Below are 25,294 nucleotides of genomic sequence, written 5' to 3' on the forward strand. Positions count from 1 at the left end.
TTGACATGTACAAGAAAGTTCTCGTTCCAATGGCGCTGGATCACGATATCTCGCAACACACTCTGGAAGTGGCGCGTGCCTTGTCTCAGGGCGGCGGAGAGATCATTGCTCTGCATGTCTACGAAATGCCGCAGGGCTCGGTCAGTGCGTTTCTGGACAAGGATCTGGTGGCAGAAGGATATCGCCGCGCCCGACTGGAACTTTCGCGCAAAGTCGAAGGGTTGGAAGGGGTGAGTTCCGAACTCGTGAAGGGCCACACAGCACGCACGATCATAGATTATGCGGCTGAGAACGGTGTCGATTGTATCGTCATCGGGTCTCACAAGCCCGATCTCAGCGACTATTTCCTGGGCTCCACCGCGTCGCGCGTGGTGCGTCATGCCCCTTGCGCGGTGCATGTGTACCGCAGGTGACAACCGTCAATCACGCCCTTGGGCGACAACAATAGGACTTACAGCCGGAAGATGAATATAGACAAGAAGATCACCGACGATCTGGTGGCGAATGATATTTCGTTCGTGACCACCGTCCCCTGCAAACAACTGGCTGGTGTCATTGACGAGATCGACCAGCGCGAAGGCATTTATCACATCCCGTCAAACAAAGAGGACGAAGGGATGGGCCTGTGCGCAGGTGCATGGATGGGTGGCAAACGGCCCGCCATTATCATGCAGAACACAGCGATCGGGGTGACGATCAACACATTGGCGACTCTGATCCAGTACTACCGGATGCCACTGCCGATGCTGATCTCGTACCGAGGCGAACTGCGCGAGCCGATTGCATGTCAGGTTGAGATGGCCGTTCACACCAAAGCATTGCTGGCGCAGCTCAATATTCCGACTTACCACTTTCACCATCAGGCGGATGTGGCCGAGCTGGATGCAATCCTGAAATACACATTCATGTGCAACAAGCCGGTTGCCATTCTGACCGATGCCAACTTCTGGGGAGGCTATGGCGACCAATGATCCGTTCTGAAATCCTGAAAGAAATCGCTCCGATCCTGCGGGATCAACTGGTGGTTTGTAACATCGGCATTCCCAGCCAAGAGCTGCACGCGATTGATGACCAGCCAACGAATTTCTACATGCTGGGCACGATGGGGTTGGCCTCATCCATTGGCCTGGGGTTGGCCTTGTCCCAGCCCAAGCCGGTGATCGTGATCGACGGGGACGGGTCCGTTCTGACCAATCTGGGAACGCTACCGACCATCGCGAACAACGTGGCTGACAACTACATCCTCCTGATCGTCGACAATGGCTCATACGGGTCCACCGGGGATCAGCCGACCTATGCGGGGTTGAAGACGTCATTGGCGAAAATGGCGGCTGCGGCAGGATGTGAGCGTGTGATTGAATGTGCCGCCGAAGATACCGGTCGCGTGTTGCAAGAGGCACTGGACGCCCGGCAGATGACCATCATCGTCAGTAAATGCGAAAGCGGCAATGCCAAGATGCCGCCGATCACGATGGACCCTGTAGTGATCCGAGATCGTTTCATGAAAGCCGTACAGGCTTGAACACTTCTTCGGTTTTGCCGAATGCACTGATCAAAGCCGTCCTTTGCAGGCGGCTTTGGCACTAAATGTCTAGCGCGACAGAAGACGCCGTTTCTCCGCCATGACCTCGCGGCGCTGCTGTTCTATCCCCGTCCTGAACGAGCGCTCGACAAAGTCGATATGGTCCAGCGCGGCTTGTTCGGCGCGCTTTTCGTCTCCGTCAATCACCGCTTGACCCAGGGCAAGGTGCTGATCCAGCAGCTGTTTGCCCGAACCGTCAATCGATTTCAGGAAACTGCGGTTGTAGAAAACACCTCGCTTGGTCAATTCGTAGATCGAAGCCATCATATGGATCAAAGTGGCGTTCTGGCTGGCGTCGACGATGGCCGCATGCAGGGCGAAATCCGCCTCGCGTGAGGCTTGCGCATCGTTCGCCTCCCACGCTCGAACATTCTCGTCGAGGATTTCGGCGATCCTCTCCTTGTCGGCTTTGGTGGACCTGCGGGCGGCGAGACGGGCGGCAAAGCCTTCTTGTTCGCGGCGGTATTCCAGGTGGTCGAAAAAGGCAGGCTCGTGCCGTTCGTAGAGCGCCAGAAGGGCCGGCAACATCGCTTGCCCGGTCAGGGCGGCGACAAAGGTCCCCTCACCATGCTGAGTGGTGACCAGCCCGCGCTCTTCCAGTACGGCCAGTGCTTCGCGCAGCTTCGGCCGTGAGACCCGAAGCATCTCGGCCAGATCCCTCTCGGACGGCAGCTTGCGGCCCTGTTTCAGAATGCCCGACGCGATGAGGTCTTCGATCTGCGCCACTACGGCGTCGGCCAGCGATTCGTGTCCGACCGGTTCAAAAATCGCCTTGGTGTTCATGGGATATACCTAAGTAAGATGCCGAAGTGAGATATATTGGTAAATAAATGTAACCATATTGGTGCGTTTTTCAAGCATTCAGTCCGAGCATGGAAATACATCTTAATGCGCTCAACCAAATAAGAATTTCCGAAAACACGTAGGTTTCCATCGAAACGGAGTGCACCCAGCCAGGAACACTTCTGCAGTTCCAGTGGTAAACAAAATTATTGACTGAGCAGCACTGGTAAAGTTAGTGAACCACTAATGCAAACCCGCAAGGGTCTGCGTTTGTGTTTGAGGCAGATGCCCGACCCACCCAGGAGGAGACATTATGAAAAAGACCCTGACGAGCCTTGCCGTAGCCGCCAGCCTGATGGCCGCACCTGCGGTTGCTAAAGATAAGCTGCTGTTGAAAACCCCGATTGCGTTCTCGACCGAACTGCCTGGTCTTGGTTCGCCAATCCCGCGCGTTGCCGAGCAGTTGGACCTGATGTCGGGTGGTACGCTGAAGATGAAGGTATATGAGCCAGGCAAACTGGTTCCACCGTTCGAAATTCTAGACGCGGTTTCGACTGGCAAGATCAACTCCGGCTACACCACCGCTGGTTACTGGGCGGGTAAAATCCCGGCTGCTCCTCTGTTCTCGGCCGTTCCTTTCGGCCCTGAGGCGGGCGAATACATGGCGTGGCTCTACTACGGCAACGGCATGACGCTGTACCAAGAGATGTATGATCAGGCGGGCTACAACGTCCACGTGATCCCTTGCGCAGTCATCGCCCCCGAGACCTCGGGCTGGTTCGCGACTGAAATCAACTCACCTGAAGACCTGAGCGGTCTGAAGATGCGTTTCTTCGGTCTGGGCGGCAAGGTTATGCAGAAACTGGGTGTTGCGACCTCGTTGCTGCCCGGGGGTGAGATCTTCCCGGCGCTGGAAAAAGGTGCGATCGACGCGACCGAGTTTTCGATGCCCGCCATCGACGCACGTCTGGGCTTCCACAAGCTGGTCAAGTTCAACTACTTCCCCGGCTGGCACCAGCAAGCGACCGTGTTCGAATTGATGATCAACAAAGACGTCTGGGCAGAGACCAGCGACCAGCACAAGGCCATCATCGAAAACGCCTGTAAGGCTTCGATGGCCGACAGCTTTGCCGAAGGCGAAGCGATCCAGCACGCAGCGCTGATCGACAACGTTGAAAACAACGGTGTCACCCTCAAGCAGTGGTCGCCCGAGATGTTGGATACCTTCCGCAGCACTTGGGAAGAGGTCGCCGCCGAAGAGGCCGCAAATGACGCCTTCTTTGCCAAGGTTCTGGCCGACATGACCGAGTTCCGTGACGGCTACAATCTCTGGAAGACCAACGCCTTCCTCCCACGTCAGTAACTTCCTCACTGACGTCTCTGGGGCAGCGGACACTGCTGCCCCAGTCGATTTCTGATCTTCGGATTTTTCCAAACTTTCACCGCCCTTGCACAGGGCCGCCGGGCGAGGAATGACCATGAGCAATCCAAATACCACCAAAGATCCGGTTGAGGCCTATGAAGGCATCCTGGAGCATCCCGATACCGACCGCCAAAAGATCGCCGTAGCCATTGATACCAGCGTCAAGGCTGTTGGCCATGTCGTCATGTGGGCGAATGTTCTGCTGATGGCAGCGATTTTTTCGCAGGTCGCGCTGCGCTATCTGCTCAGCCAGAACTACCCCAAACTGGATGAGATTCAGTGGCACTTCTACGGCATCGTTACGATGATCGGCATCTCATATGCCTTGATCACAGACAGCCACGTGCGCGTCGACGTTCTGCATATGCAATTGTCCCGCCGGGCGCAGCGGATCATCGAGGTGATCGGCATTCTGACCCTGCTGACCCCGTTCATCTATCTGATGATCGACCAGGGCTATGACTATTTCTACGAAAGCTTCCGCGTCAACGAACGCTCGGACAGCCCCACCGGTCTGCCTGCGCGTTGGGCCTTCAAGGCGGTCATTCCGATCAGCTTTGTTCTGTTGGCGCTGGCTGCTCTGGCACGGTTGATCCACGACGGGCACGCACTGATGTACGGACCGGCTTCGGAACGAGAGGGCGCTCCGCTGCGTCGTATCCTGCTGGTTCTGGCTGTGTTTGCCGCCGTCTGTGTGGGCCTGACCTTCCTGGTCGAAACGACCGAGGAAAAGCTGGTCATCGCGATGTTCCTGACCTTCATCGCGCTGCTCTTTACCGGCTATCCGGTGGCTTGGGTGCTGGCAGGTGTGGGCGTCGCCTACTGTGGTCTCGCATATCTGTTCGACAATGACCTGATGCTGTGGACCGGTTTGGAGAGCACCTTTACCGGGCTTGACTACCTGACCCTGGGCGCCGTGGTGAACCGGGTCTACGCGACCATGTCCAACGCGGTTCTGGTCGCGCTACCTATGTTCATCTTCATGGGCCTGATGCTGGACGAATCCGGTGTGGCCGAGCGTCTGATGACCTCGATGCAGCGCCTGTTCGGCACCGTGCGGGGCGGCCTTGCCATCACCGTGACCTTGATCGGGATCATTCTGGCGGCCTCGACCGGTATTATCGGTGCCTCCGTGGTGTTGCTGGGTGTGCTGTCTTTGCCGTCGATGATGCAGCAGAAATATCAGCCGACGTTGGCGGCGGGCGTGGTCTCTGCCTCTGGCACGCTGGGTATCCTAATCCCACCCTCGATCATGCTGGTGATTATGGCCGACCAGATGGCACTATCCGTCGGAGACCTGTTCATGGCCGCCGTCTTTCCCGGTGTGATCATCGGGGGGCTATACCTGACCTACATCTTCATTCTCGCACAGGTGAAGCGTGACGCGGCCCCCGTGCCAGAAGGCGCGAAAGCGCCCGACTGGGATGCTGTCAAAGACGTTCTGATCGCGGTCATTCCAACGCTGCTGCTGATCCTCGCGGTTCTGGGCTCGATCTTCGGAGGTCTGACCACTCCGACCGAGGCCTCGGGCATCGGCGCCTTGGGCGCGACGCTGCTGGCGCTGGGATATCGCAAGCTGACCTTCGCGAAATTGTGGAACGTGCTGGTTTCGACCTTCAACACCACCGCCTATATCTTCGCGATCTTCCTTGGCGCGACGGTATTCTCCTATGTGCTGCGGGAACTTGGCGGCGATGAACTGATCGAACATGTGGTCCAATCCACCGGCTTTGGTGCCAATGGCACGATCCTGTTCATCCTGTTCATTGTTTTCCTGCTGGGTTTTGTTCTGGACTGGATAGAGATCACCCTGATCGTGCTGCCTCTGATGCGTCCGATCGTGAACGGCTTGGGCATCGACATTCCGGGCTTCGGAGTGCTGGATGAACCCGCGCTGGTCTGGTTCGTGATCCTCGTGGCGGTGACGCTGCAAACCAGCTTCCTTACCCCGCCGGTTGGCTTCGCGCTCTTCTACCTGAAAGGTGTCTGCCCGCCCGAGATCAAGCTGATGCATATCTACAAAGGCATCATCCCCTTTGTGCTGCTACAACTGACCGGATTGGCGCTTGTCTTCCTATGGCCGACACTCGCCACCTGGCTGCCCTCTGTGGCGTACTAAGGAGATCACGCTATGCGTCTCAAGCATTGCCACAACTTTCACGACTTCCGGCAGCTGGCCAAGCGCCGCCTGCCGGGGCCAATCTTCAACTATATCGATGGCGGCGCGGATGATGAGGTAACCTATCGCCAGAACACCGCGGCCTTCGACCGCTGCGATCTGCTGCCCTCGGTTCTGCGTGGAGTGAAGGACGTGGACATGTCCGTCACCGTGATGGGCCAAAAGCTGGATATGCCATTCTACTGCTCGCCGACCGCTCTGCAGCGGCTGTTCCACCATCAAGGCGAACGCGCCGTGGCCGCTGCAGCCGAGAAATATGGCACCATGTTCGGTGTGTCTTCGCTGGGCACCGTTTCGCTTGAAGAACTGCGCAAGAAGCACAAGAACCCGCAGGTTTATCAGTTCTACTTCCACAAAGATCGAGGCCTGAACGCGGCCATGATGCAACGCGCGAAAGAGGCCGGGGTCGAGGTCATGATGCTGACCGTCGACAGCATCACCGGCGGCAACCGCGAGCGTGACCTACGAACCGGTTTCTCGATCCCGTTCCGCTTGACACTGGGTGGCATGATCCAGTTTGCGATCAAGCCGATGTGGGGGATCAACTATGTCACCCACGAAAAGTTCCGCCTGCCGCAATTGGAAGAGCATGTGGATATGGGCGGTGGTGCCAGCTCGATCGGCGGCTATTTCACCGAGATGCTGGACCCTTCGATGAATTGGGATGACGTAGCGCAGATGGTGCGCGATTGGGACGGTCAGTTCTGCCTCAAGGGGATCATGACAGTCGAAGATGCCAAGCGTGCGGCTGAGATTGGCTGTACCGGGATTATTCTGTCGAACCATGGCGGGCGGCAGTTGGATGGCTCACGCACGCCGTTTGATCAACTGGCCGAAATCGTAGATGCGGTTGGCGACAAGCTGGACGTGATCATGGACAGTGGCATTCAGCGCGGTACTCATGTGCTGAAGGCGCTTTCGATCGGCGCGAAAGCGGTCGGTGTTGGACGTCAGTACCTGTATCCTCTGGCCGCCGCTGGTCAGCCGGGTGTCGAACGCGCGCTGGGCCTCATGCGGGCCGAGATCGAACGCGACATGAAGCTGATGGGTGTGACTAGAATCGACCAACTGAGCCGCGAGAATATCCGTTTCCGCGCCGCATAAAGACACGAGGGATGCCATGACCAATGACGCGTTGATTGAACATTTCCGCTCTGTCGTTGGAACGCGGCATGTCCTGACTGGCGAACGCGCGACGGAACGGTTCCGGCGTGGCTTTCGCTCGGGCGAGGGTGAGGCGCTGTGCGTCATCCAGCCCGGCAGCCTTCTGGAGCAGTGGAAAGTCCTGAAGGCCTGCGTTGCAGCCGATAAGATTGTCATCATGCAGGCGGCCAATACCGGCCTAACCGAAGGGTCGACCCCCTCGGGCAGCTATGACCGCGACGTGGTGCTGATCAACACACGCCGCATGGACACTCTGGTGCCGCTGAACGACGGCGAGCAGATCGTCAGCTTTCCCGGCGCCACCCTGTTTGCACTGGAAAAACTGTTGGCCCCACTGGGTCGAGAGCCGCATTCGGTGATCGGCTCCTCATGTATAGGCGCGTCGATTGTGGGCGGGGTCTGCAACAACTCGGGCGGGTCACTGGTGGAACGCGGCCCTGTTTACACCGAACTCTCCGTCCACGCGCGGATATCCGAGAAGGGCGAGCTGGAGCTGGTCAACCATCTGGGAATTGATCTGGGCGACACGCCGGACGAGATCCTGGCAAATCTCGATGCAGGCACGTTCGACCGCAACCCGGGGGCCACGAACAAACGCGCCTCGGCCAGTGACTACGCGCAGATCGTGCGCGACGTCGACGCCGAAACGCCTGCGCGGTTCAACGCGGACAAGGCCAAGCTGTTCGAATCCGCTGGCTCGGCGGGCAAGCTGGCCGTCTTTGCCGTACGGCTTGATACGTTCCCAAAGAACGAGGCCGAGAAGGTCTTTTACATCGGAACAAACAGCCCCGATGATCTGGCCGCCCTGCGCCGTCACATCCTATCCGAATTCAAGTCGCTGCCCGTTTCCGCCGAATACATGCAGCGCGAGGTGTTCGACATCACGGCGCGTTACGGTAAGGATACGGTCGTGATGATCGACAAACTGGGCACTGACCGGCTGCCGATGTTCTTTGCGCTCAAAGGCGCAGTCGATGCCCGCCTGCGCCGAATTCCCTTCCTGCGCAACTTCACTGATAGATTTATGCAGATGGCGGTCTCGGTCTGGCCGCGTGTCTTGCCAAAACGGATGGTCGAGTTTCGCGACCGCTTCGAACACCATCTGATCCTGAAGATGAAGAACGAAGGGATTGCCGAGGCTGCTGAATGGCTGCCCATATTCCTCAAAGATCGTGACGGCGATGCCTTCGAATGCACTCCACGAGAGGCCAAGATCGCAGGGTTGCACCGCTTTGCCGCCGCCGGAGCTGCGGTCAGGTACATGGCACTGCATTGCAATGAGGTGGAAGACATCATTGCGCTCGATGTGGCTTTGCGGCGCAACGATCAGGACTGGCTTGAGACGCTTCCGCCAGAGATTGAGGACCAACTGGTCCACAAGCTCTACTACGGTCATTTCATGTGCCACGTGATGCATCAGGACTACGTGGTCAAAAAAGGCGCTGACCCAAAGGCTTTGAAAGCCGCGATGTTGGAGTTGTTCGACAGGCGCGGCGCGGAATACCCCGCCGAACACAATGTGGGGCATTTGTACAAGGCCAAGCCCGATCTGGCAGCCCACTACAAATGCTGCGACCCGACCAATTCCTTCAATCCGGGGATCGGCAAAATGTCCAAAGCGCAGAACTACGCCGAGCCCGAATAACTCGGACGCATGGTGCGTATGGTCAGGGCCTTGATCGCCCCTCAAACCTGAGGTCAAGCGCGGGTTTCACTGCTTCGTTGAGGCAAAAAAATCCAGCCCTACGGGAATCCCCCAATTTCGCCATCTGTCGCGTCCCGATAAACAAGTGACAACAACTGGCCCCAAAGGGCCACACAGAGTTTCCCCGATGAGGGGCTGGTCCATACCCCCTCGGCCGGCCCCTCAATAATTTTCAGGGTATGCGCTGAGGCCTATTTCACCTGAGCAGACATCTGCACAATCTGCGCGACCAGGGGCGGAATCTCCTCCGCCTTGTCATAGGCAACGTCGTGCGGAATATCTGTCACGGGCGACTTCCGATACCCCCGCGTGAACAGCAGAAAGGGGATCTCGGCGCGCTCGGCTGTTTCTGCGTCCACCTCGCTGTCGCCCACGAAAACACGCGACCCATGTGTCGGCAGCGCGTCAAAGCTTGCAAAAAGATGCTGAGGGTCGGGTTTCCTTGTGGTCAGGCTGTCTCCACCCAGAACCGCGTCGAAATATTGCGACAGGTCCAGTGCGTCGAGGATATGCCGGGCAGGGGCCTCGGGCTTGTTGGTGCAGACGCCCAGTGTATGCCCCTGCGACCGCAAGCTGGCCATAGCCTGAGGAATGCCGGGATAGGGCACCGTCGTCTTGCTGGCCCCTGCCGTGTAATGCGCGAGCGTCACTTTCGTTAGCTCTTCGTGACGGTCCAAGGGCAATTCGCAGTGCCGGATCATACGCTCGACCAGCTTGGGGAGTCCATTGCCGACGAATCGCCCGATCACCTCTCGCGGCAGAGGGGGCAGGTCGAGATCGCTCAGTGTCTGGTTTGCGGCTGCAACGATGTCGCCCAAGCTGTCGACCAGAGTTCCGTCCAGATCAAATACAATTGCCGCGCCCATTGTAACCTCGGTGTTTTGCCTATGCGGTCAGGCCTAACCTGCCCGCCGAGAAGGCGCAACACGACATCTTTCTGCAAGCGCAAATGCGCGGCTTGACAATCCTTACTAAAATAATCAGAATAAGAGCAGAAGCCGACAGCCACCCCGGACTCGGGTCAGCCAGGTCATTGAGAAAGCGAACAGATCAGGCCCTTGCCTGAGATACTCCGGAGTTGTCAAATGAACGCGCAGACCCCTATCGCCACCCAGTCCTTTGCCGTATCCGTGCTGCCTTCGCACAAGGCCGAAGAGCTGACCAAAGGCGGCAATCTCGCCCATATCGAACTGGGTGATCAGCTTTATACGCTGCGCATTACCCGTGCAGGCAAACTGATCCTGACGAAATGAGCAGCCCGTCGTCCCGGGGTGGCGCAGCGGTTGGCCGCCTGACAGACCTTGCCCCAATCGAAGCAGGTGCGGTGATGTATCTGCGCCTCTGGAGCGAAGGCGCGAGAGGCCGCGCAGATGTTGCCAGTGATTTCGACATCGCCTTGGGCGCCGATCAAGGGCGCGCCGCGATGTTGACCTTGGATCGACTATGTTCGCTTTGCGCCAGCCACGGTCGCCGTCCATTGATCCGCCATGGATTGGGATGTGCCTGTCTGGGCGCGGATGAGAATTGTTTTGCCCAGATGATTGCGGCCGCATCTGAGGGCGCGCGGGAAGACGCGATGATGATGGCCTCACTGATCGTGCGTCCGGATTTTGCGCCGGCGCTTGCCTCTTTGTCAGAAGAGCTGGGGATGGCCTTGCGCCGCATGACAGCCGCCGTTCCAATACCGACAACCGGTCATCAGACCCCCTCGCCCGTGTTGCATTGATCGGCAAATGAAACCCCGGCGGTCGCGCCGGGGTTTCTACCTAGCAGCAGCCACATCCCGCGTGATGGTGATCGTGGTCGCAAACCGGGGCAGGGGAATAGTCGCCGACGCCTTTCAGAACATCGCGCAACGCCCATAGGATCATATCCACATCCTCGACCTCAATGGTCAGGGGCGGGCGGATTTTCAGTATGTTGTCTTTCGGGCCTTCACTGCCGATCAGGATACGATGATCGCGCATCTGGTTCTTCACAAAGCTGCAGATCTCGGTCCCTTCCGATCCATCCGGATTGATCAGTTCAACCCCCAGAAACAGACCCATCCCGCGCACGTCGCCAACGCAGCCGAACTCGGATTCGATCTGACGCAGACCCGCCATCAGACGGTCGCCCATGGCGCGGGCATTGTCCTGCAGGCCTTCGTCATCGACGATGTCCAGAACCTCTTTCCCGATGCGGCAGGACAAGGTCGAGCCGCCGAAGGTCGAGAAGAACTCGATCCCGTTGTCAAAGCTCTGGGCGATTTCCTTTGTCGTCACTAGCACGCCCAGAGGGTGACCGTTGCCGATCGGTTTACCCATGACAACGATATCGGGCAGCGCGCCTTGGTGTTCGAAACCGAAATAGTATTCGCCCAGCCGTCCAAGCCCGGTCTGGACCTCATCCGCGATACAGACACCGCCAGCCGCGCGGATTTTCTCATACACTGCAGGTAGATAGCCTTTCGGCGGAATGATCTGCCCACCGACCGAGGGGAAGGTCTCGGCGATGAAACCGGCCACGCCTTGACCCTTTGCCTGCAGAGCAGCTACCGCCGGGTCGACGAGATCTGCGTATTTTTGCGCGCGGTCGGCGTCGTCACGTTTGAACGAGCCTCGGTAGTCATCCGCGACCTCGACCAGCTCGACCCAATCAGCCTGACCGATCCCGCCGGGTTTGTTGAACTTGTAGGCCGAGATCGCCACAGCCGCGTTCGTGTTGCCGTGATAGCCGTGATCGGGGGTCACGATCCCCTTGGCGCCGGTATGGGCGCGGGCCAGACGCAAGGCCAATTCGTTGGCTTCGGTGCCTGAATTGACGAAAAAGCAGACCTCAAAGTGATCCGGCAGCTTCGACAACACCTTGTCGGCAAATGCGGTCTGCGCCGGGTGTAGATAGCGGGTGTTCGAGTTCATTCGCTTCAGCTGATCCGCCGCGACGGCCTGAATGCGTGGGTGTGCGTGGCCCACATGTGGGACGTTGTTATAGGCGTCCAGATAGGGGCGCCCCCATTCGTCGAACAGGTGGTGTTTCCAGCCGCGCACCAACATGACCGGGTCATTGTAGGTCAGGCTCAGATTGCCGCCGAAATGATCGTGACGCCCTTGCAGAACGGCCTGTTTGTCGGTCGGCTGATAGCAAACCTTGTCATCGGCCAGATTCAGCAAAGCCGCCGGGTTTGGACAGACCGCGTTCCATAGTTCTAGCTCATCGGGATCGGCGACACCGGGCCAGTCAGCCTCCATGCCATCGGTTGTCAGAGCGACTTGGAAATGCACATGCGGGGCCCAACCACCGTTCTGCGAGGCATCCCCAAGGCGTACAAACGCAGCGCCCTGCGCAACTGGATCGCCCGGTTTCAGACGATCGCAAACCTCTGGGTCCAGATGGCCGTAGAGCGTATAGAACGGATCCCCCTCGGGCGTTTCATGATGCAGGATCACCACCCCGCCATAGTCGAGATGGCTGTCTCGGTTCTCGACCACTTCGACCCGGCCGCTCATCGGGGCGTGCAAAACCGTGCCAGCAGGTGCGAAGACGTCCACGGCCAGATGCACCGTGCGCCGGTCCGAGGCCTTCCACGGCCCCTTGCGGAACCCGGGCTCCGCGTAGATCAGGCGGGGTTCATTGTAATATCCCAGCCACAGGCCCTCACCAAATTCCTCACCCACCCGCGCGGCTTCTTCGAGCGGCATATGAAACGGGTTCTGCGGCCAAGTGGAATTCTCAACAGAAAGAGACCCCATCGGCGCGCTGCTCAGGTCCTGGCCAAACATCTCGGCAAAGTGGCCGCGATGGTCTGAGAGGTAGGCATGAATGCGCTCGGCCCCATCGACCACCGGTAAGCCGCAGGCACCGCGCAAGCGGGCGGACATCAGGCCGCCATTGACGGCTTCGTTCTCAAGAAACCGCCAGGCCGGGGCCTGACTGATGGTCACATAGGGATCATCGGGGTTTTCTGCCGTCATCAGGGTCGAGTTCACTACGGACACCGCGAGCCGCATGCGCAGCAGGGGCCAGATCAGATCGACCTCCTCGGCGCTCAGCCGATTGGCGGCGTGATAGCCTCGGACCAGAGCGGTCAGCGCGCGTTCGGGTTTCGGGTGATCCAGAACGATATAGGCCCCGGCAATGGCCACCTCGCATACGCGCGGCGCGGCGCACATGTCGCCCAGGTCGATCAGGCCGGATACGGTGCGCCGTTCGCTCAGCTCACCTTCGACTAGGATGTTGTAGTCATTGGCGTCGTTGTGAATGGCTTGCGTGGGCCGGCTTTGCAGCGTTTCCGAGATCGCGGAGAAGCCCTGAACGATCTCTTCTAAAATAGCGCGGCGGGACGGGTCGCTGACCGCGTCCAGCTGATCCGCGATCCAGTCACCTTGCATCAGGTCCCATTTGAAATCGTCCCGCTGCAGGCTGTCATGCGCAAACCCGGCCAGAGCGCGATCGGTCGCGCCCAGTACACGCCCCAGCTTCAGGATCAAATCTTCGGATTTCGGCTCGACCTTGGCGTAACACTTACCCGGAAGGCGCTCCAACAACCAAGCCAAACGCAGGTGACCGTCCTGATCTTCGATCTCGGGCAGGACAGCACCATCCAACGAGGGGAATACCTTGGGGAAGGGCAGCCCCGGAGCCTCAGACGCGATATGTTCGAGCGCCTTGACTTGAAGGTCGACGAACTCTGGCTCGCACCCCGCGCGCATGACTTTCAGGACATAATCCTGACCGTTCTTCGCTTCGACCAGAAAGTTCAGGTCATACTCTCCGTCCAGCCGTGTCAGACGGGCCTCCAACCCCCAAAACTTGCGCAGAGCATCTGCCCAGAAATCACTCATGTCTTTCATTCCCATCCCTATCCGCCGCGCAACGCGGATCTCTTCATCTGGCTAAAAATATCCTCGGGGGTGAATTGGCCCATAGGGCCAAGAGGGGGCAGACAGCCCCCTTAATCCAACGCCCGCAACCGCTTGATCAGCGACGAGGTATCCCACCGCCCACCACCAAGTTTTTGCACATCCTTGTAGAATTGATCGACCAGCGCGGTGACAGGCAAGGACGCGCCCGTCTCATTGGCTGTGCCGAGACAGATGCCCAGATCCTTGCGCATCCAGTCTACCGCAAAACCGTGGTCGAAATGGTCGTCAAGCATGGTCTCGTACCGGTTTGCCATCTGCCAGCTACCTGCCGCGCCTTGGCTGATCACCTCAACCACCGCGCGCCCGTCCAGACCGGCCTTTTCGGCAAAATGCAGCGCTTCGCTGAGGCCCTGAACCAGACCGGCAATCGCGATCTGGTTGCACATCTTGGTCATTTGACCGGCGCCGCTTTCGCCAATCCGGCGGCAGATTTTCGAATAAACCTGCATGATCGGCTCGGCCGCATCAAACACCGCTTGATCGCCGCCGCACATGATCGACAGCACGCCATTCTCGGCCCCGGCTTGACCGCCGGAGATCGGCGCGTCGACAAATGAGATCCCTTGCCCTTTGGCCGCCTCGTAAAGCTCGCGCGTCACCTTGGCGGAAACGGTGGTGTGATCTACAAAAATCGCGCCATCGGACATCCCGGCGAAAGCACCATCCGCGCCTGTGCACACCATTCGCAGGTCGTCATCATTGCCAACACAGGACATGACAAATTCTGCCCCCTCCGCAGCTTCTTTGGGAGATGTCGCCATTGCGCCGCCATGTTGGGCCACCCAGGCTTCGGCTTTTGAGGCGGTCCGATTGTAAACGGTGACCTGATGCCCTGCAGCCTGAAGGTGCCCAGCCATGGGATAACCCATGACACCCAAACCAAGAAACGCGACTTTTGCCATGGGATGATCCTCTCCGCTGACCGGCATTGCTTGATTGCCGGAGTGTTTGGCACTGACAAAGCAAAGCCTGCGCGAAAGGGCAACCCCGTGTTAGCTGTTCCCGCCTAGATCCTTCAGGATCGGGCAATCCGGTCGGTCGTCTCCGGCGCAGGCCTCGATCAAATGACTCAGCGTGTCGCGCATCGCTTTGAGATCGGCGATTTTTGCGTCAATCTGCGCCAGATGATCCCGTGCAACTTGCTTTACATCCGCGCTCGCCCGGCTTTCATCTTCATAGAGCGCCAGCAGTGTGCGGCAGTCTTCGATGGTAAACCCCAAGGCGCGGGCGCGGCCTAGAAAGGTTAGCTTGTGGATGTCCTGTTCGCGAAACCGGCGATAGCCGTTGTCATCTCGCAGAGGTTTTATCAGCGCGATATCCTCATAGTAGCGGATCGTTTTCGCAGGCAGTCCGGTACGGGTTGAGACATCGCCGATATTCATGCGCGGGCCTCCTTCGCTGCTTTCTGCGCGCCTTCCGCGACGTCGGGGCGGACCCATCGCAGACGCAGCGCATTGGTGACGACAAAGACGCTGGACAGGGCCATCGCGCCCGCCGCAAGCACCGGGGACAGCAATGGCCCACCAAAGGGATACAGCACTCCGGCGGCCACCGGTATCAGCAATGTGTTGTAGCCAAATGCCCATCCGAGGTTCTGGCGGATGTTGCGCATGGTCCGGTGGCTGATGTCGATCGCGTTCACAACGCCGCGCAGATCGCCGGACATTAAAACTACATCGGCGGCCTCGATCGCGACATCCGTTCCGGTGCCGATGGCGACGCCGACATCAGCTGCCGCTAGGGCAGGGGCGTCGTTTATCCCATCGCCCACAAAGGCGAGCGCGCCGAATTCGCTGCGCAAGCCCTCCAATGTTTTCTGTTTGTCACCGGGCAGCAGGTCGGCGGCCACGTGATCAAGGCCCAGCCTGTCGGCCATCGCTTGCGCCGTCTGCGCGTTGTCTCCGGTTACCATGGCAAGCGTCAGGCCCATATCGTGTAGCTTGGTCAGCGCCTCGGCCGTGCCCGGCTTAACAGGGTCCGAGACAGCTAGACTGGCCGCCGCCACCCCATCAATGGCCAAGAACAGAGGGGTCGCCCCTTGAGAGGCCCGTGCATCGGCGTCTGGCTTCAGGTCCGAGATATCCACGCCTTTCTGATGCATCAATTTGTATGAGCCAATCAGCAGATCGTGCTCCTCTGCGCGGCCCTGAAGGCCAAGGCCGGTGAGGGACTGAACCTGAGAGACCTCGGGTAGAACAGAGGGCCCAGCGCGGGTGATCGCAGTGGCGATAGGGTGTTCTGAGCGCGCCTCGATCGCGGCGGCGAGCCGCAGAACCTGATCCCGCTCAAAGTCGTTGGTGGTTGTCACGTGGTCAAGTTCGGGTCGTCCAAGCGTCAGCGTGCCGGTTTTGTCGAAGGCGATCACCTTGGTCTGCTGCAAGTGTTGCAGCGCATCGCCCTTGCGGAACAAAACACCCAGTTCTGCCGCGCGGCCTGTTCCCACCATGATCGAGGTCGGCGTGGCCAGACCCATGGCGCAGGGGCAGGCGATGATCAGGACCGATACCCCGGCCACCAGCGCCAGCGGCAGTGACGGAGAAGGCCCTAAGATCAGCCAAACAGTGATGGTCAAAGCCGCAACCAGCATCACGGCTGGAACAAAGCGGTAGGTCAGCCGGTCGACCAGGCTTTGGATGGGCAGCTTTGCCCCCTGGGCCTGTTCCACCATCGCTATGACCTGGGCCAGAACCGTATCCGCACCAACGCGAGTCGCCTGCACACGCAGCGCGCCGGTTCCGTTCACGGTGCCCCCCACCACGGGGTCGCCAGCGGATTTGCCAACCGGTACCGGCTCTCCCGTAATCATGCTTTCATCGACGTAAGAGGTTCCGTCGAGGATATCTCCATCCACCGGAACGCGTTCTCCGGGACGGATTTGCAGCAGGTCACCCACCGCTATTTCGGCAATGGGGCGATCCTCGGTTGCGCCATTTTGTTCGACGCGCGCGGTCTTGGGCTGAAGCCCGATCAGCGCGCGGATGGCCGCGCCGGTTTTGCCTTTGGCGCGCGCCTCCATCATGCGGCCCAGAAGGATCAGCACAATGATCACGGCCGCAGCCTCAAAATACACATTAGCTGTTCCCTGCGGCAGCAGGTCGGGCGCGAAAGTCGAGATGATGGAGAACAGATAGGCCGCCCCCGTCCCCAAAGCGACCAGAGCGTTCATGTCCGGCATCCCGCGCAACAGCGACGGAATGCCCTTGGCGTAAAATATGCGTCCCGGACCAATCAACAGGGCCGTGGTCAGGGCAAACTGGATCAGATAACTGGTCTGCTGTCCGAGGGTTGCGTGAACCCAATGATGGAAGGCTGGAACCATGTGCCCGCCCATCTCCAGAACAAATACGGGCAGGGCCAAAATGGCAGCCAGTACTGTCGCACGTTTCAAGTTGCGCGCCTCATCCGGCGCATCATGGAATCGGGTTTCCGACCCCGGAGACGTCTTAAGCTGCGCGGGAAACCCAAGCTGACTTGTGATCTGTGCCAGCGCCTGCGGCGTGGTTGCGCCCTCGATGTAGGTGACCGATGCGCTTTGGTTGGCAAGGTTCACACTCGCCTCAAGAACGCCGGGGCTGGCTTGCAGAGTACGTTCGATTTTGGCCACGCAGGACGCGCAATTCATCCCGGTGATCCGCAAAGCGGTCTGATGCGTTGCGGCCGGATAACCCGCTGCCTCCAACGCATCGCTGAGGGCGGAGACCGGTCCGTCAAACGTAACCTGAGCCGTCTTGGTCGCAAAATTGACCGAGGCGTCCTGCACGCCGGGCACAGCCTGCAAGGCAGCCTCGGCGCGCCCAACGCATGAGGCACAACTCATGCCCGTGATTTTCAATTGAGTGCTTTGGGTCATGCGACTCATCCCGACAGATATCTTGCTATCCACATGGGGGTTCCAGTGACGGGAAGGTCAAGAGGTGTTGTGTGGTTTTTAGCGGCCCTCGCGCTGAAATAGGCTTTCAAGCAAGGATTGGGCATTGGGGCTCTCGGGGGCCGACCGCACCGCATCAGGTGAGGCAAAAAAGCCAAACAGTACCACAAGCAACAAAAAGGCAGACCCGATGATCAAGGCCGAGACGTTCTGCAAAGCTGAGCGTATCATACTTTCGCCTGTTCACGTGGCCACCGCCGCAGTCAGTAAAGCGAGCACCAAAATGATTGGGACATATTGCGTGGCAACAAAGCTGGAATGGCGTTTCATCGTCAGATCCTAGGGTGTACTGATCGGTAACCCTTTAAAAAATGATCTCACTGGCTATGATTTGCAAGAGATCACGTCGCAAAAAAGTGAAGTCGTTGTGGGGTTTTGGTTAACGAAGTGCAGTGACGTGAAGAAACCGCAATGGAAGTGGGATAAAATGTACAGTCTGGTACACTCAGGTGCTTTCTGATGCGTCCAAACAAACGCGATGAACTGGTGCGCAAGGCGATGGAGGTCTTCTACCGAGACGGGTTCCACGCGACCGGCATGGATAAACTGGTGGTGGAAACCGGTGTGTCCAAGACCTCGATGTACAAACACTTCCGTACCAAAGAAGATCTGATCCTGGCCGTTCTTCGCCTACGGGATGAAAGTTTCCGCAATCGGATCCTGCGACGGGTTGAGCAGATTGCAGACACGCCAGCCGGGCAATTGATTGCCACTTTCGACGCTTTTAAAGAGTGGTTCGAAGAGGACGATTTCCGCGGATGCATGTTCCTGAAGGCCGCGGCCGAGTATCAGAACGCCAGCCATCCAATCCATGTGCAGGCAGCAGAACATAAACGGGTTATGTTGGAACACCTGACCTCGTTGGCGCGCCAATCCGGCGCACATGCGCCAGAGCTTCTGGCCCGTCAGATTGTTTTGCTGCAAGAGGGCGCGATCGTTTCGGCGGTTTTGTTGAAGAACGGTAATCCGGCTGAAGACGCCAAGGTCGCCGCGCAAATGCTGCTGGATGCTGCGCTGACCCGAAAGAACGCTGCGTTGCATTGACGGAACGCGGCGTTACGTGGATTGGCCTATCTACGGTGCCGCGATAGCCTTTCAGGTAACACCTGATCGGAGAATACCAAATGTCGCTTTTTACCTCGACCGCAGCTTGGGTCACTGACGAACACCGGATGTTTGCCGAAATGGCGGGGCGGTTTCTGGATGATGAACTGGTTCCCAATGCCGAAACCTGGGCCGAGAATGGAATCGTAGACCGGGCATTCTGGCACAAAGCCGGGGAAACCGGTCTGATGGCGGGTGCGATCCCGGAAGAATATGGCGGCGTCGGCGGGGACATGGGGTTTGACTCGGTCACTCTGTACGAACAGACGGCGCGTGGGGACGCCGGATGGGGATATGGGATCCAGTCAATCGTGACGCACTACATCACGGCCTATGGCAGCGAAGACCAAAAACAGCGTTGGTTGCCCAAGCTGGCCTCGGGCGAGATGGTAGGGGCTTTGGCCATGACCGAGCCGGGCACGGGTTCGGATGTGCAGGCGGTGCGAACCTCGGCTGAGAAGGACGGCAATTCCTATCGCCTGAACGGGTCGAAGATCTTCATCACCAACGGTCAGAGCGCGGATCTGGTCATCGTTGCCGCCAAGACGGACAAGACCTTGGGTGCCAAGGGGGTATCTTTGATTGTGGTTGAGACGGACGGGGCCGAGGGTTTCCGGCGCGGGCGCAACCTCAAGAAGCTGGGCATGAAGGGCAATGACACCGCCGAGCTGTTCTTTGAAGATGTCAAAGTACCGATGACCAATTTGCTCGGCCCGGATGAGGGGCAAGGGTTCTACCAGTTGATGAAACAGCTTCCATGGGAGCGTTTGACCATCGGTATCATGGCGCTGGGCGCGATTGACTTCGCCATCGCCGAAACGGTGAAATACGTGCAGGAGCGCAAGGCCTTTGATCAGCGCGTTATGGATTTCCAGAACACGCGGTTCAAACTGGCTGAGTGCAAAACCAAGGCGGAAGTGCTGCGCAGTTTCGTGAATGATTGCATTGGCAAGCTGGAGGCGGGTGAATTGGATGCCGCCACCGCGTCTATGGTCAAATACTGGGGCTCTGAGGTCCAGAACGAGATCATGCATGAATGCCTGCAGCTTTTTGGCGGCTACGGCTTCATGATGGAATACCCGATCGCCCGCCTTTATGCCGATGCCCGCGTGCAGATGATCTATGGTGGCACCAATGAGGTCATGAAGGAGCTCATCGCGCGCTCGATAGACATCTGAAGTTCTCCCGCCCGTCGTCGAGGTTCCTGTCGGAACGTCTCCTCCCGTTGGGCCGGGCAGTTTTTCAGTTGGCGGCTTGTTCGGATATCTATGTGATTTCCGGGTCCAGCTGCCGTTCGAGCCATGCTCGAAATGACTTCAACGGTTCGGATTCGATCCTGTTCTTGGGCCATACCAAGTAGTACGCGCCCAAGCTGACCTCTGGCCCGTCCCATGCCAAGGCAAGGCGACCGGTTTTGAGGTGTTCTTCGACGAGATAGCTGGGGAATAGGCCAACACCCAACCCATGGATCGTGGCCTGTATCATCGTTGAAAACTGATCGAACAGCATCCCGCGCGACCCGCTGACAGGATGACCATGAGCAGTAAACCAGCGCTCCCAACCGTCAGGGCGCGTTTCCATGTGCAATAGGGGCGCCAGCTCCAGCCAGTCGAATTGATCACTCTGGTCGGGCAGAAGGTCAGGCGCGCAGACGGGCACGACATACTCCGTCATGATCTTTAGGTAGTTGACGCCGCTCCAATTCTGGCGACCAAAGTGAAAAGCCGCGTCGAAGGCTTCGGTCTCGAAATCGAAGGGCCGCAATCTTGTGTTCAGGTTGACTGTGACTTCAGGGTGATTGCGGGCGAAGTCCTGAAGGCGCGGGGCCAGCCAATGCATCCCGAATGCCGGCAGAATGGAAAGGTTGAGGGAACCTCCGGTTGGGTTGGCCTTCAGTTTCAGCGAGGCCTGCGCCAGTTGATGCAGAGCTGTGCGGGCCGTCTGGACATACTCCTGCGCGGCCGGGGTCAGGTGCAACCGCATCTGGGTGCGTTGGATAAGTTCGATGCCCAACTGCTCCTCCATCGTTTTCAGCTGGCGGCTGATGGCGCTTTGCGTCAGTGACAGCTCCTCGGCGGCCGCAGACGCGCTGCCCAGCCTGTCCACGGCCTCGAGCGCGAGCAGGGATGAAATCGACGGAAGAAAGCGTCGGGGCGCGATCATATTACATTTCCTCATACCTTTGGGTTTGATTATCACTGGCTTTTTCCCGACACCAGCCGGATATACTGGCCTTTGACGCGCGCGCCCGCGCCGTTCGAAAACAAGACCCGCGGACAGCCCCGCACCATTTGAGAAGGCCGAGCTATGGATCGCGCGCAGATCGTCCATGAGAATTTCCTATCCCGCGTGGCAAACCGGGATTTCCGCGAGGGCGCCCCCCCGGTCGGTGGCTTGAGCCATGCAGATGCGGTGTCGCTCTATCGTTCGCAAGTTCTCAGCCGGGCGCTGGATCGCACCAGCCGGGCGATGCAGAAGGCGGGGCAGGGGTTCTATACCATTGGCTCATCGGGTCATGAGGGTATGGCTGCGGTGGCCCACGCCCTGCGCCCGACGGATATCGCCTTTTTGCACTACCGCGATGCGGCGTTCCAGATTGCCCGGGCCGAGCAGGTTCCGGGCCAACAGATCGCTTGGGATATGCTGCTGAGCTTTGCGTGTTCGAAAGAGGACCCGACCTCGGGCGGGCGTCATAAGGTTCTTGGCTCGAAAGCCCTGATGATCCCGCCTCAGACCTCGACCATTGCCAGCCATCTGCCCAAGGCGGTTGGGGCGGCCTATGCTTTGGGGGCCGCGCGGCGGCATGACCCCGAGCATCGGGTGCTGCCCGAAGATGGCATCGCCATGTGTTCCTTCGGGGATGCCTCGGCCAACCATTCGACCGCGCAAGGGGCGATCAACACGGCGGGTTGGACCAGCGTGCAATCCACGCCGCTGCCTTTGTTGTTCGTATGCGAGGACAACGGTATTGGGATCTCGGTGAAAACGCCGAAGGGCTGGATCGAGGCGTCGATGGCGCATCGCCCAGGCATCAAGTATTTTCAGGCCAATGGGCTGGACATCTACGAGACCTACGCCGTGGCACAAGAAGCCGCGCATTATGTCCGCACGCGCCGTAAGCCCGCCTTTCTGCACCTGCGGACCGTACGCCTCTACGGTCATGCCGGGGCGGATGTACCGACCACATATCTGAGCAAGGCGGAGGTTGAGGCGGATGAGGCAAATGATCCGCTTCTCCATTCCGTTCGCCTGTTGGATCAGGCGGGGGCGTTGGCGCCGGAGGAGGCGTTGAAAATCTATCAGGACAGCTGCGCCCGTACGGATCGTGTGGCCGCCGAAGCTGCTACGCGCCCGCATTTGTCGACCGCGCAGGATGTCATGGCCAGCCTGATCCCGCCCAAACGTGACTGCAAGCCAACGAACGGCCCCAGCGAGGATGCGCGGGCAAAAGCGTTCGGGGGCGACATGCGCGCAATGGCCGACCCGCAGCCCATGAGCCGCCTGATTAACTGGGCGCTGACCGATCTGATGCTGGAACATGGCGAGATCGTCTGTATGGGCGAGGATGTGGGCCGCAAAGGTGGCGTCTATGGCGTAACGCAGAAACTGCAGCAGCGGTTCGGTCAGGACCGTGTGATTGACACCCTGCTGGACGAACAGTCGATCCTCGGCCTTGCCATCGGCATGGGGCACAACGGGTTTGTGCCGATCCCCGAAATCCAGTTCCTCGCCTATCTGCACAACGCCGAAGACCAGATCCGCGGTGAGGCTGCCACATTGCCCTTCTTCTCGAATGGGCAATTCACCAACCCGATGGTGCTGCGGATTGCTGGGCTTGGGTATCAAAAAGGCTTTGGAGGGCATTTCCACAACGACAACTCTCTGGCCGTTTTGCGCGACATTCCGGGTGTGATCATTGCCTGCCCCTCGACCGGGGAGGACGCCGCACAGATGCTGCGTGAATGCGTTCGGCTGGCGCGGGAAGAGCAGCGGGTCGTTGTGTTCCTCGAGCCGATTGCGCTTTATCCCATGCGGGATCTGAGTGCGGCGCAGGATGGGGGCTGGATGACGACCTACCCCTCGCCCGACCGGCGGATTGCGCTGGGCGAGGTTGGCGTGCATGGCGACGGCGTTGATCTGGCCATCGTAACCTACGGCAACGGCCACTACCTGTCGCGTCAGGCGCTGCCTGAGCTGCAGGCGGCCGGTGTGAACGCTCGTATCATCGATCTGCGCTGGTTGGCCCCACTACCGGCCGAGGCGCTGCTAGAGGCGACCAAAGATTGCAAACACGTCCTGATCGTGGATGAATGCCGCCGCACAGGCAGCCAATCCGAGGGGCTGATGACCCTCTTCCGCGAAGAAAGCGCCCAGACGCGGGTCGCCCGCGTTGTGGCTGAGGATTGTTTCATCGCGACCGGCCCGGCCTATGCCGCGCCGCTGCCGTCGAAGGACGGTATCGTCGCTGCGGCCCTGGCCCTGACCGGAGTGCGGAAATGACCCGAACGGCTGTCGTGATCTGCCCCGGTCGGGGCACCTATAACAAGCCCGAGTTGGGCTATTTGCACCGTCATCACGCGGACAAGATGCCGATGTTCCAGCGGTTTGATGCCCTGCGCGCCGAGGCCGGACAAGAGGGGGTAACCGCACTTGACGGGGCCGCGCGCTTTGCGGTCAGCACCTATTCGCGTGGTGATGTGGCCTCGCCTCTGATCTATGCGGCCGCGCTGGCGGATGCGCAGTCGCTGGCGGATGATATCGAGGTGGTGGCCGTGACCGGAAACTCGATGGGTTGGTATATCGCACTGGCCGCCGCTGGTGCACTGAGCGCTGAGAACGGGTTCCGCGTGGTGAACACCATGGGCACTCTGATGCAGGAACATCTGATCGGGGGGCAGTTGGTCTATCCCTTCACCGATGACAGCTGGGTCGACAGTGCGAACCAGAAACAGGCGTTGTTGCAGGACGTCTCTGACATCAACGCGGTCGAAGGGCAGGATCTGGCGCTGTCGATTGATCTGGGCGGTATGCTGGTGCTGGCCGGGAATGAGGCCGGTCTCGCAGCGTTCGCGGCATCTCATCCCACCGTTCAGGACCGTTTTCCCATGCGGCTGCCGAACCATGCGGCGTTCCATACCGCTCTGCAGGCTCCGATTGCCGCCGAAGGTCGGGCACGGCTGAAGGCCGAGCTGTTCGGCCAAACACGACACCCGATGATCGACGGGCGTGGCAAGATCTGGTGGCCGGGCGCCACCGATACCGAGGCGCTGTGGGATTATACGCTGGGTCATCAGGTGACCGAGCCTTACGATTTCACCCATGCCATTCAAACCGCTGCGCGAGAGTTTGCACCGGACCTGTTCATCGTGACGGGGCCGGGGGCGACACTAGGTGGTGCGGTGGCGCAGTCTTTGACCATGGCAGGGTGGAGCGGCATGACTGACAAGGCCTCATTCATCGCGCGGCAAGAGGCCTCACCTATTCTGTTGGCCATGGGGCGCGAGGATCAGAGGGCTCTGGCGACAGGCTAGGCCCTGCTTCAGGTCTCGGCCTGAATAGTGCTGGCGAGGGTTTCGATCCGGTCGCGCAGCCAGCGATGGGCCGGGTCATTGGCCGAGCGCTGGTGCCAGACCATGTAGATCGAGACAGGCTCGCAGTCGAACGGCAAGGGTGCGCAATCCAGCGCGGCCAGTGGTCCGTTTTTCATCAGCGCCGTGTCGGTGGAAATAAGGGGGCTGCCCGCGATGAAAGACGGGATAGCATTGAAATGAGGCAGCACGACGGTTGGCGAACGGATCTGGCTTTGATCCACGCCGCGCATCACCGCGCGGGCATTCCGTCCGTCGGGAAAGCGAACCTCGACATGCTCACTCTGACAATAGGCCTCCCACGTCTCGGGCGCGGTGCGCTGGCTGCGGTCATAAAACACCATCAAATGGCTTGAGATCAGCCGTTTCTGAAAGATGTCAGGCCCGTCCGGCGGCAGCGGCGTCAGCATCAGTTGGCACCGGTCGCTGCGCAGCAGGTCCGGCCCCGGTACGCCGGATGAGATGAATTCTAACTGCAGCCTGATCCCCTCGGCGCGGGTCGCGCGCAGGAGGTCGGGAAAAATCAGCTCTCGCGGCATATCGTTGGTGGCGATGCGGATTTCCATCTGCTCTGACAGGGGATCAAAGGGGCGTTCATCCGTCAGGGCGCGCATGCCGTCCAGAACGCTGCGGACCGGCTCTTGCAGGGCAAGCGCGCGTTCGGTCGGAGTCAGGCCCTGACCGGATCGTACGAATAGCGGATCGCCCAGCACCTGCCGCAGCTTGGCCAATGTGTGGCTGATGGCCGACTGTGTGACCCCCAGCCGATCCGCCGCTTTCGAGACCGAGCTTTCCTCGAGTATCGTCAGAAAGATACGCAGGACCTTGCCGTCCAGATCAGTGAAATCGATTTTGCTCATACAATCTATGATTAAGTATGAATGGTTTTGCTGTCGAGAGGGCGCTAGGTCAGTCGCAAACAAGGGGCACGCAT

21 protein-coding genes and 1 pseudogene are annotated in these 25,294 nt (G+C 59.3%); 13 read left to right on the forward strand and 9 right to left on the reverse strand.

Annotated elements, in window-relative coordinates:
- Positions 1 to 5: 5 nt before the first annotated feature.
- From ACR0NO_RS20545 to comE, 3 genes are read left to right on the forward strand one after another with little or no spacing between them, the layout of a single operon-like run.
- Positions 6 to 413 carry a universal stress protein gene (locus ACR0NO_RS20545; RefSeq protein WP_170380527.1) on the forward strand — a complete coding sequence of 136 codons (408 nt, stop codon included), beginning with the start codon at positions 6 to 8 and terminating at the stop codon, positions 411 to 413.
- A gap of 51 nt (positions 414 to 464) precedes the next feature.
- Positions 465 to 971: a sulfopyruvate decarboxylase subunit alpha gene (locus tag ACR0NO_RS20550; RefSeq protein ID WP_170468582.1), complete on the forward strand. Its 507-nt coding sequence runs from the start codon at positions 465 to 467 to the stop codon at positions 969 to 971.
- A complete protein-coding gene (comE, locus tag ACR0NO_RS20555) occupies positions 968 to 1,522 on the forward strand; it encodes a sulfopyruvate decarboxylase subunit beta (RefSeq protein WP_170494501.1) in 555 nt (184 codons plus the stop codon). The genes ACR0NO_RS20550 and comE overlap by 4 nt, the downstream gene beginning before the upstream one ends.
- Positions 1,523 to 1,591: 69 nt before the next feature.
- On the opposite strand, the gene ACR0NO_RS20560 is transcribed toward comE, so the two are convergent.
- Positions 1,592 to 2,365, reverse strand: a complete 774-nt coding sequence (locus ACR0NO_RS20560) for a FadR/GntR family transcriptional regulator (RefSeq protein ID WP_170468578.1) — start codon at positions 2,363 to 2,365, stop codon at positions 1,592 to 1,594.
- A gap of 313 nt (positions 2,366 to 2,678) precedes the next feature.
- Between ACR0NO_RS20560 and ACR0NO_RS20565 the strand changes: the two genes are divergently transcribed.
- The 4 genes from ACR0NO_RS20565 (at position 2,679) to dld (ending at position 8,776) form a co-directional block, all read left to right on the forward strand.
- A complete protein-coding gene (locus ACR0NO_RS20565; protein ID WP_209255313.1) occupies positions 2,679 to 3,728 on the forward strand; it encodes a TRAP transporter substrate-binding protein in 1,050 nt (349 codons plus the stop codon).
- A 115-nt stretch (positions 3,729 to 3,843) separates the two neighbouring features.
- The gene (locus ACR0NO_RS20570) at positions 3,844 to 5,907 is read left to right on the forward strand and encodes a TRAP transporter large permease subunit (RefSeq protein ID WP_170380532.1); all 2,064 of its coding nucleotides are present in this window, start codon (positions 3,844 to 3,846) and stop codon (positions 5,905 to 5,907) included.
- Positions 5,908 to 5,919: 12 nt separating this feature from the next.
- Positions 5,920 to 7,071: an alpha-hydroxy acid oxidase gene (locus ACR0NO_RS20575; protein WP_170681397.1), complete on the forward strand. Its 1,152-nt coding sequence runs from the start codon at positions 5,920 to 5,922 to the stop codon at positions 7,069 to 7,071.
- 16 nt (positions 7,072 to 7,087) lie between these two features.
- Positions 7,088 to 8,776 carry a D-lactate dehydrogenase gene (gene dld, locus ACR0NO_RS20580; RefSeq protein ID WP_480725360.1) on the forward strand — a complete coding sequence of 563 codons (1,689 nt, stop codon included), beginning with the start codon at positions 7,088 to 7,090 and terminating at the stop codon, positions 8,774 to 8,776.
- 251 nt (positions 8,777 to 9,027) lie between these two features.
- Here the strand turns inward: dld and gph are convergent, their stop codons facing one another.
- Positions 9,028 to 9,702, reverse strand: coding sequence for a phosphoglycolate phosphatase (gph, locus tag ACR0NO_RS20585; RefSeq protein ID WP_480725361.1), 675 nt, complete (start codon positions 9,700 to 9,702; stop codon positions 9,028 to 9,030).
- A gap of 219 nt (positions 9,703 to 9,921) precedes the next feature.
- Between gph and hemP the strand changes: the two genes are divergently transcribed.
- The gene (hemP, locus tag ACR0NO_RS20590; RefSeq protein ID WP_170468565.1) at positions 9,922 to 10,089 is read left to right on the forward strand and encodes a hemin uptake protein HemP; all 168 of its coding nucleotides are present in this window, start codon (positions 9,922 to 9,924) and stop codon (positions 10,087 to 10,089) included.
- Positions 10,086 to 10,562 (forward strand): hypothetical protein, encoded by a 477-nt coding sequence (locus tag ACR0NO_RS20595; protein WP_480725362.1) that lies wholly within the window; start codon positions 10,086 to 10,088, stop codon positions 10,560 to 10,562. The genes hemP and ACR0NO_RS20595 overlap by 4 nt, the downstream gene beginning before the upstream one ends.
- A gap of 40 nt (positions 10,563 to 10,602) precedes the next feature.
- On the opposite strand, the gene ACR0NO_RS20600 is transcribed toward ACR0NO_RS20595, so the two are convergent.
- The 5 genes and pseudogenes from ACR0NO_RS20600 to ACR0NO_RS20620 form a co-directional block, all read right to left on the reverse strand.
- Entirely contained in the window at positions 10,603 to 13,668 is a 3,066-nt protein-coding gene (locus ACR0NO_RS20600; protein ID WP_480725363.1) for an aminotransferase class III-fold pyridoxal phosphate-dependent enzyme, read from the reverse strand.
- Between the two features lie 101 nt (positions 13,669 to 13,769).
- Positions 13,770 to 14,708 (reverse strand): annotated as a pseudogene (locus tag ACR0NO_RS20605) (NAD(P)-dependent oxidoreductase); the annotation flags it as partial.
- A gap of 24 nt (positions 14,709 to 14,732) precedes the next feature.
- Positions 14,733 to 15,122, reverse strand: a complete 390-nt coding sequence (gene cueR, locus ACR0NO_RS20610) for a Cu(I)-responsive transcriptional regulator (protein WP_170484511.1) — start codon at positions 15,120 to 15,122, stop codon at positions 14,733 to 14,735.
- On the reverse strand, positions 15,119 to 17,590 hold the full coding sequence (locus ACR0NO_RS20615; protein WP_480725365.1) for a heavy metal translocating P-type ATPase: 2,472 nt from the start codon (positions 17,588 to 17,590) through the stop codon (positions 15,119 to 15,121). The genes cueR and ACR0NO_RS20615 overlap by 4 nt, the downstream gene beginning before the upstream one ends.
- Before the next feature lie 78 nt (positions 17,591 to 17,668).
- Complete coding sequence (locus tag ACR0NO_RS20620; RefSeq protein WP_480725366.1) at positions 17,669 to 17,839, reverse strand: hypothetical protein; 171 nt, start codon at positions 17,837 to 17,839, stop codon at positions 17,669 to 17,671.
- 288 nt (positions 17,840 to 18,127) lie between these two features.
- Between ACR0NO_RS20620 and ACR0NO_RS20625 the strand changes: the two genes are divergently transcribed.
- Together ACR0NO_RS20625 and ACR0NO_RS20630 are read left to right on the forward strand one after the other, a co-directional pair.
- Positions 18,128 to 18,712, forward strand: coding sequence for a TetR/AcrR family transcriptional regulator (locus ACR0NO_RS20625; protein ID WP_480725368.1), 585 nt, complete (start codon positions 18,128 to 18,130; stop codon positions 18,710 to 18,712).
- Between the two features lie 80 nt (positions 18,713 to 18,792).
- Positions 18,793 to 19,950 carry an acyl-CoA dehydrogenase family protein gene (locus ACR0NO_RS20630; RefSeq protein ID WP_480725369.1) on the forward strand — a complete coding sequence of 386 codons (1,158 nt, stop codon included), beginning with the start codon at positions 18,793 to 18,795 and terminating at the stop codon, positions 19,948 to 19,950.
- 88 nt (positions 19,951 to 20,038) lie between these two features.
- Here the strand turns inward: ACR0NO_RS20630 and ACR0NO_RS20635 are convergent, their stop codons facing one another.
- Positions 20,039 to 20,935 (reverse strand): LysR substrate-binding domain-containing protein, encoded by an 897-nt coding sequence (locus ACR0NO_RS20635; RefSeq protein ID WP_480725370.1) that lies wholly within the window; start codon positions 20,933 to 20,935, stop codon positions 20,039 to 20,041.
- A gap of 144 nt (positions 20,936 to 21,079) precedes the next feature.
- Here ACR0NO_RS20635 and ACR0NO_RS20640 point away from each other — a divergent pair, with 144 nt between their 5' ends.
- Positions 21,080 to 23,272 (forward strand): dehydrogenase E1 component subunit alpha/beta, encoded by a 2,193-nt coding sequence (locus ACR0NO_RS20640; RefSeq protein WP_480725372.1) that lies wholly within the window; start codon positions 21,080 to 21,082, stop codon positions 23,270 to 23,272.
- Positions 23,269 to 24,303, forward strand: coding sequence for an ACP S-malonyltransferase (locus tag ACR0NO_RS20645; protein ID WP_480725374.1), 1,035 nt, complete (start codon positions 23,269 to 23,271; stop codon positions 24,301 to 24,303). Before ACR0NO_RS20640 ends, ACR0NO_RS20645 begins: the two co-directional genes overlap by 4 nt.
- A gap of 8 nt (positions 24,304 to 24,311) precedes the next feature.
- Here ACR0NO_RS20645 and ACR0NO_RS20650 read toward each other — a convergent pair whose 3' ends face one another.
- Positions 24,312 to 25,220, reverse strand: coding sequence for a LysR family transcriptional regulator (locus ACR0NO_RS20650; RefSeq protein ID WP_480725375.1), 909 nt, complete (start codon positions 25,218 to 25,220; stop codon positions 24,312 to 24,314).
- Between the last annotated feature and the right edge of the window lie 74 nt (positions 25,221 to 25,294).

The sequence above is a fragment of the Ruegeria sp. CL3 genome, assembly GCF_056536505.1.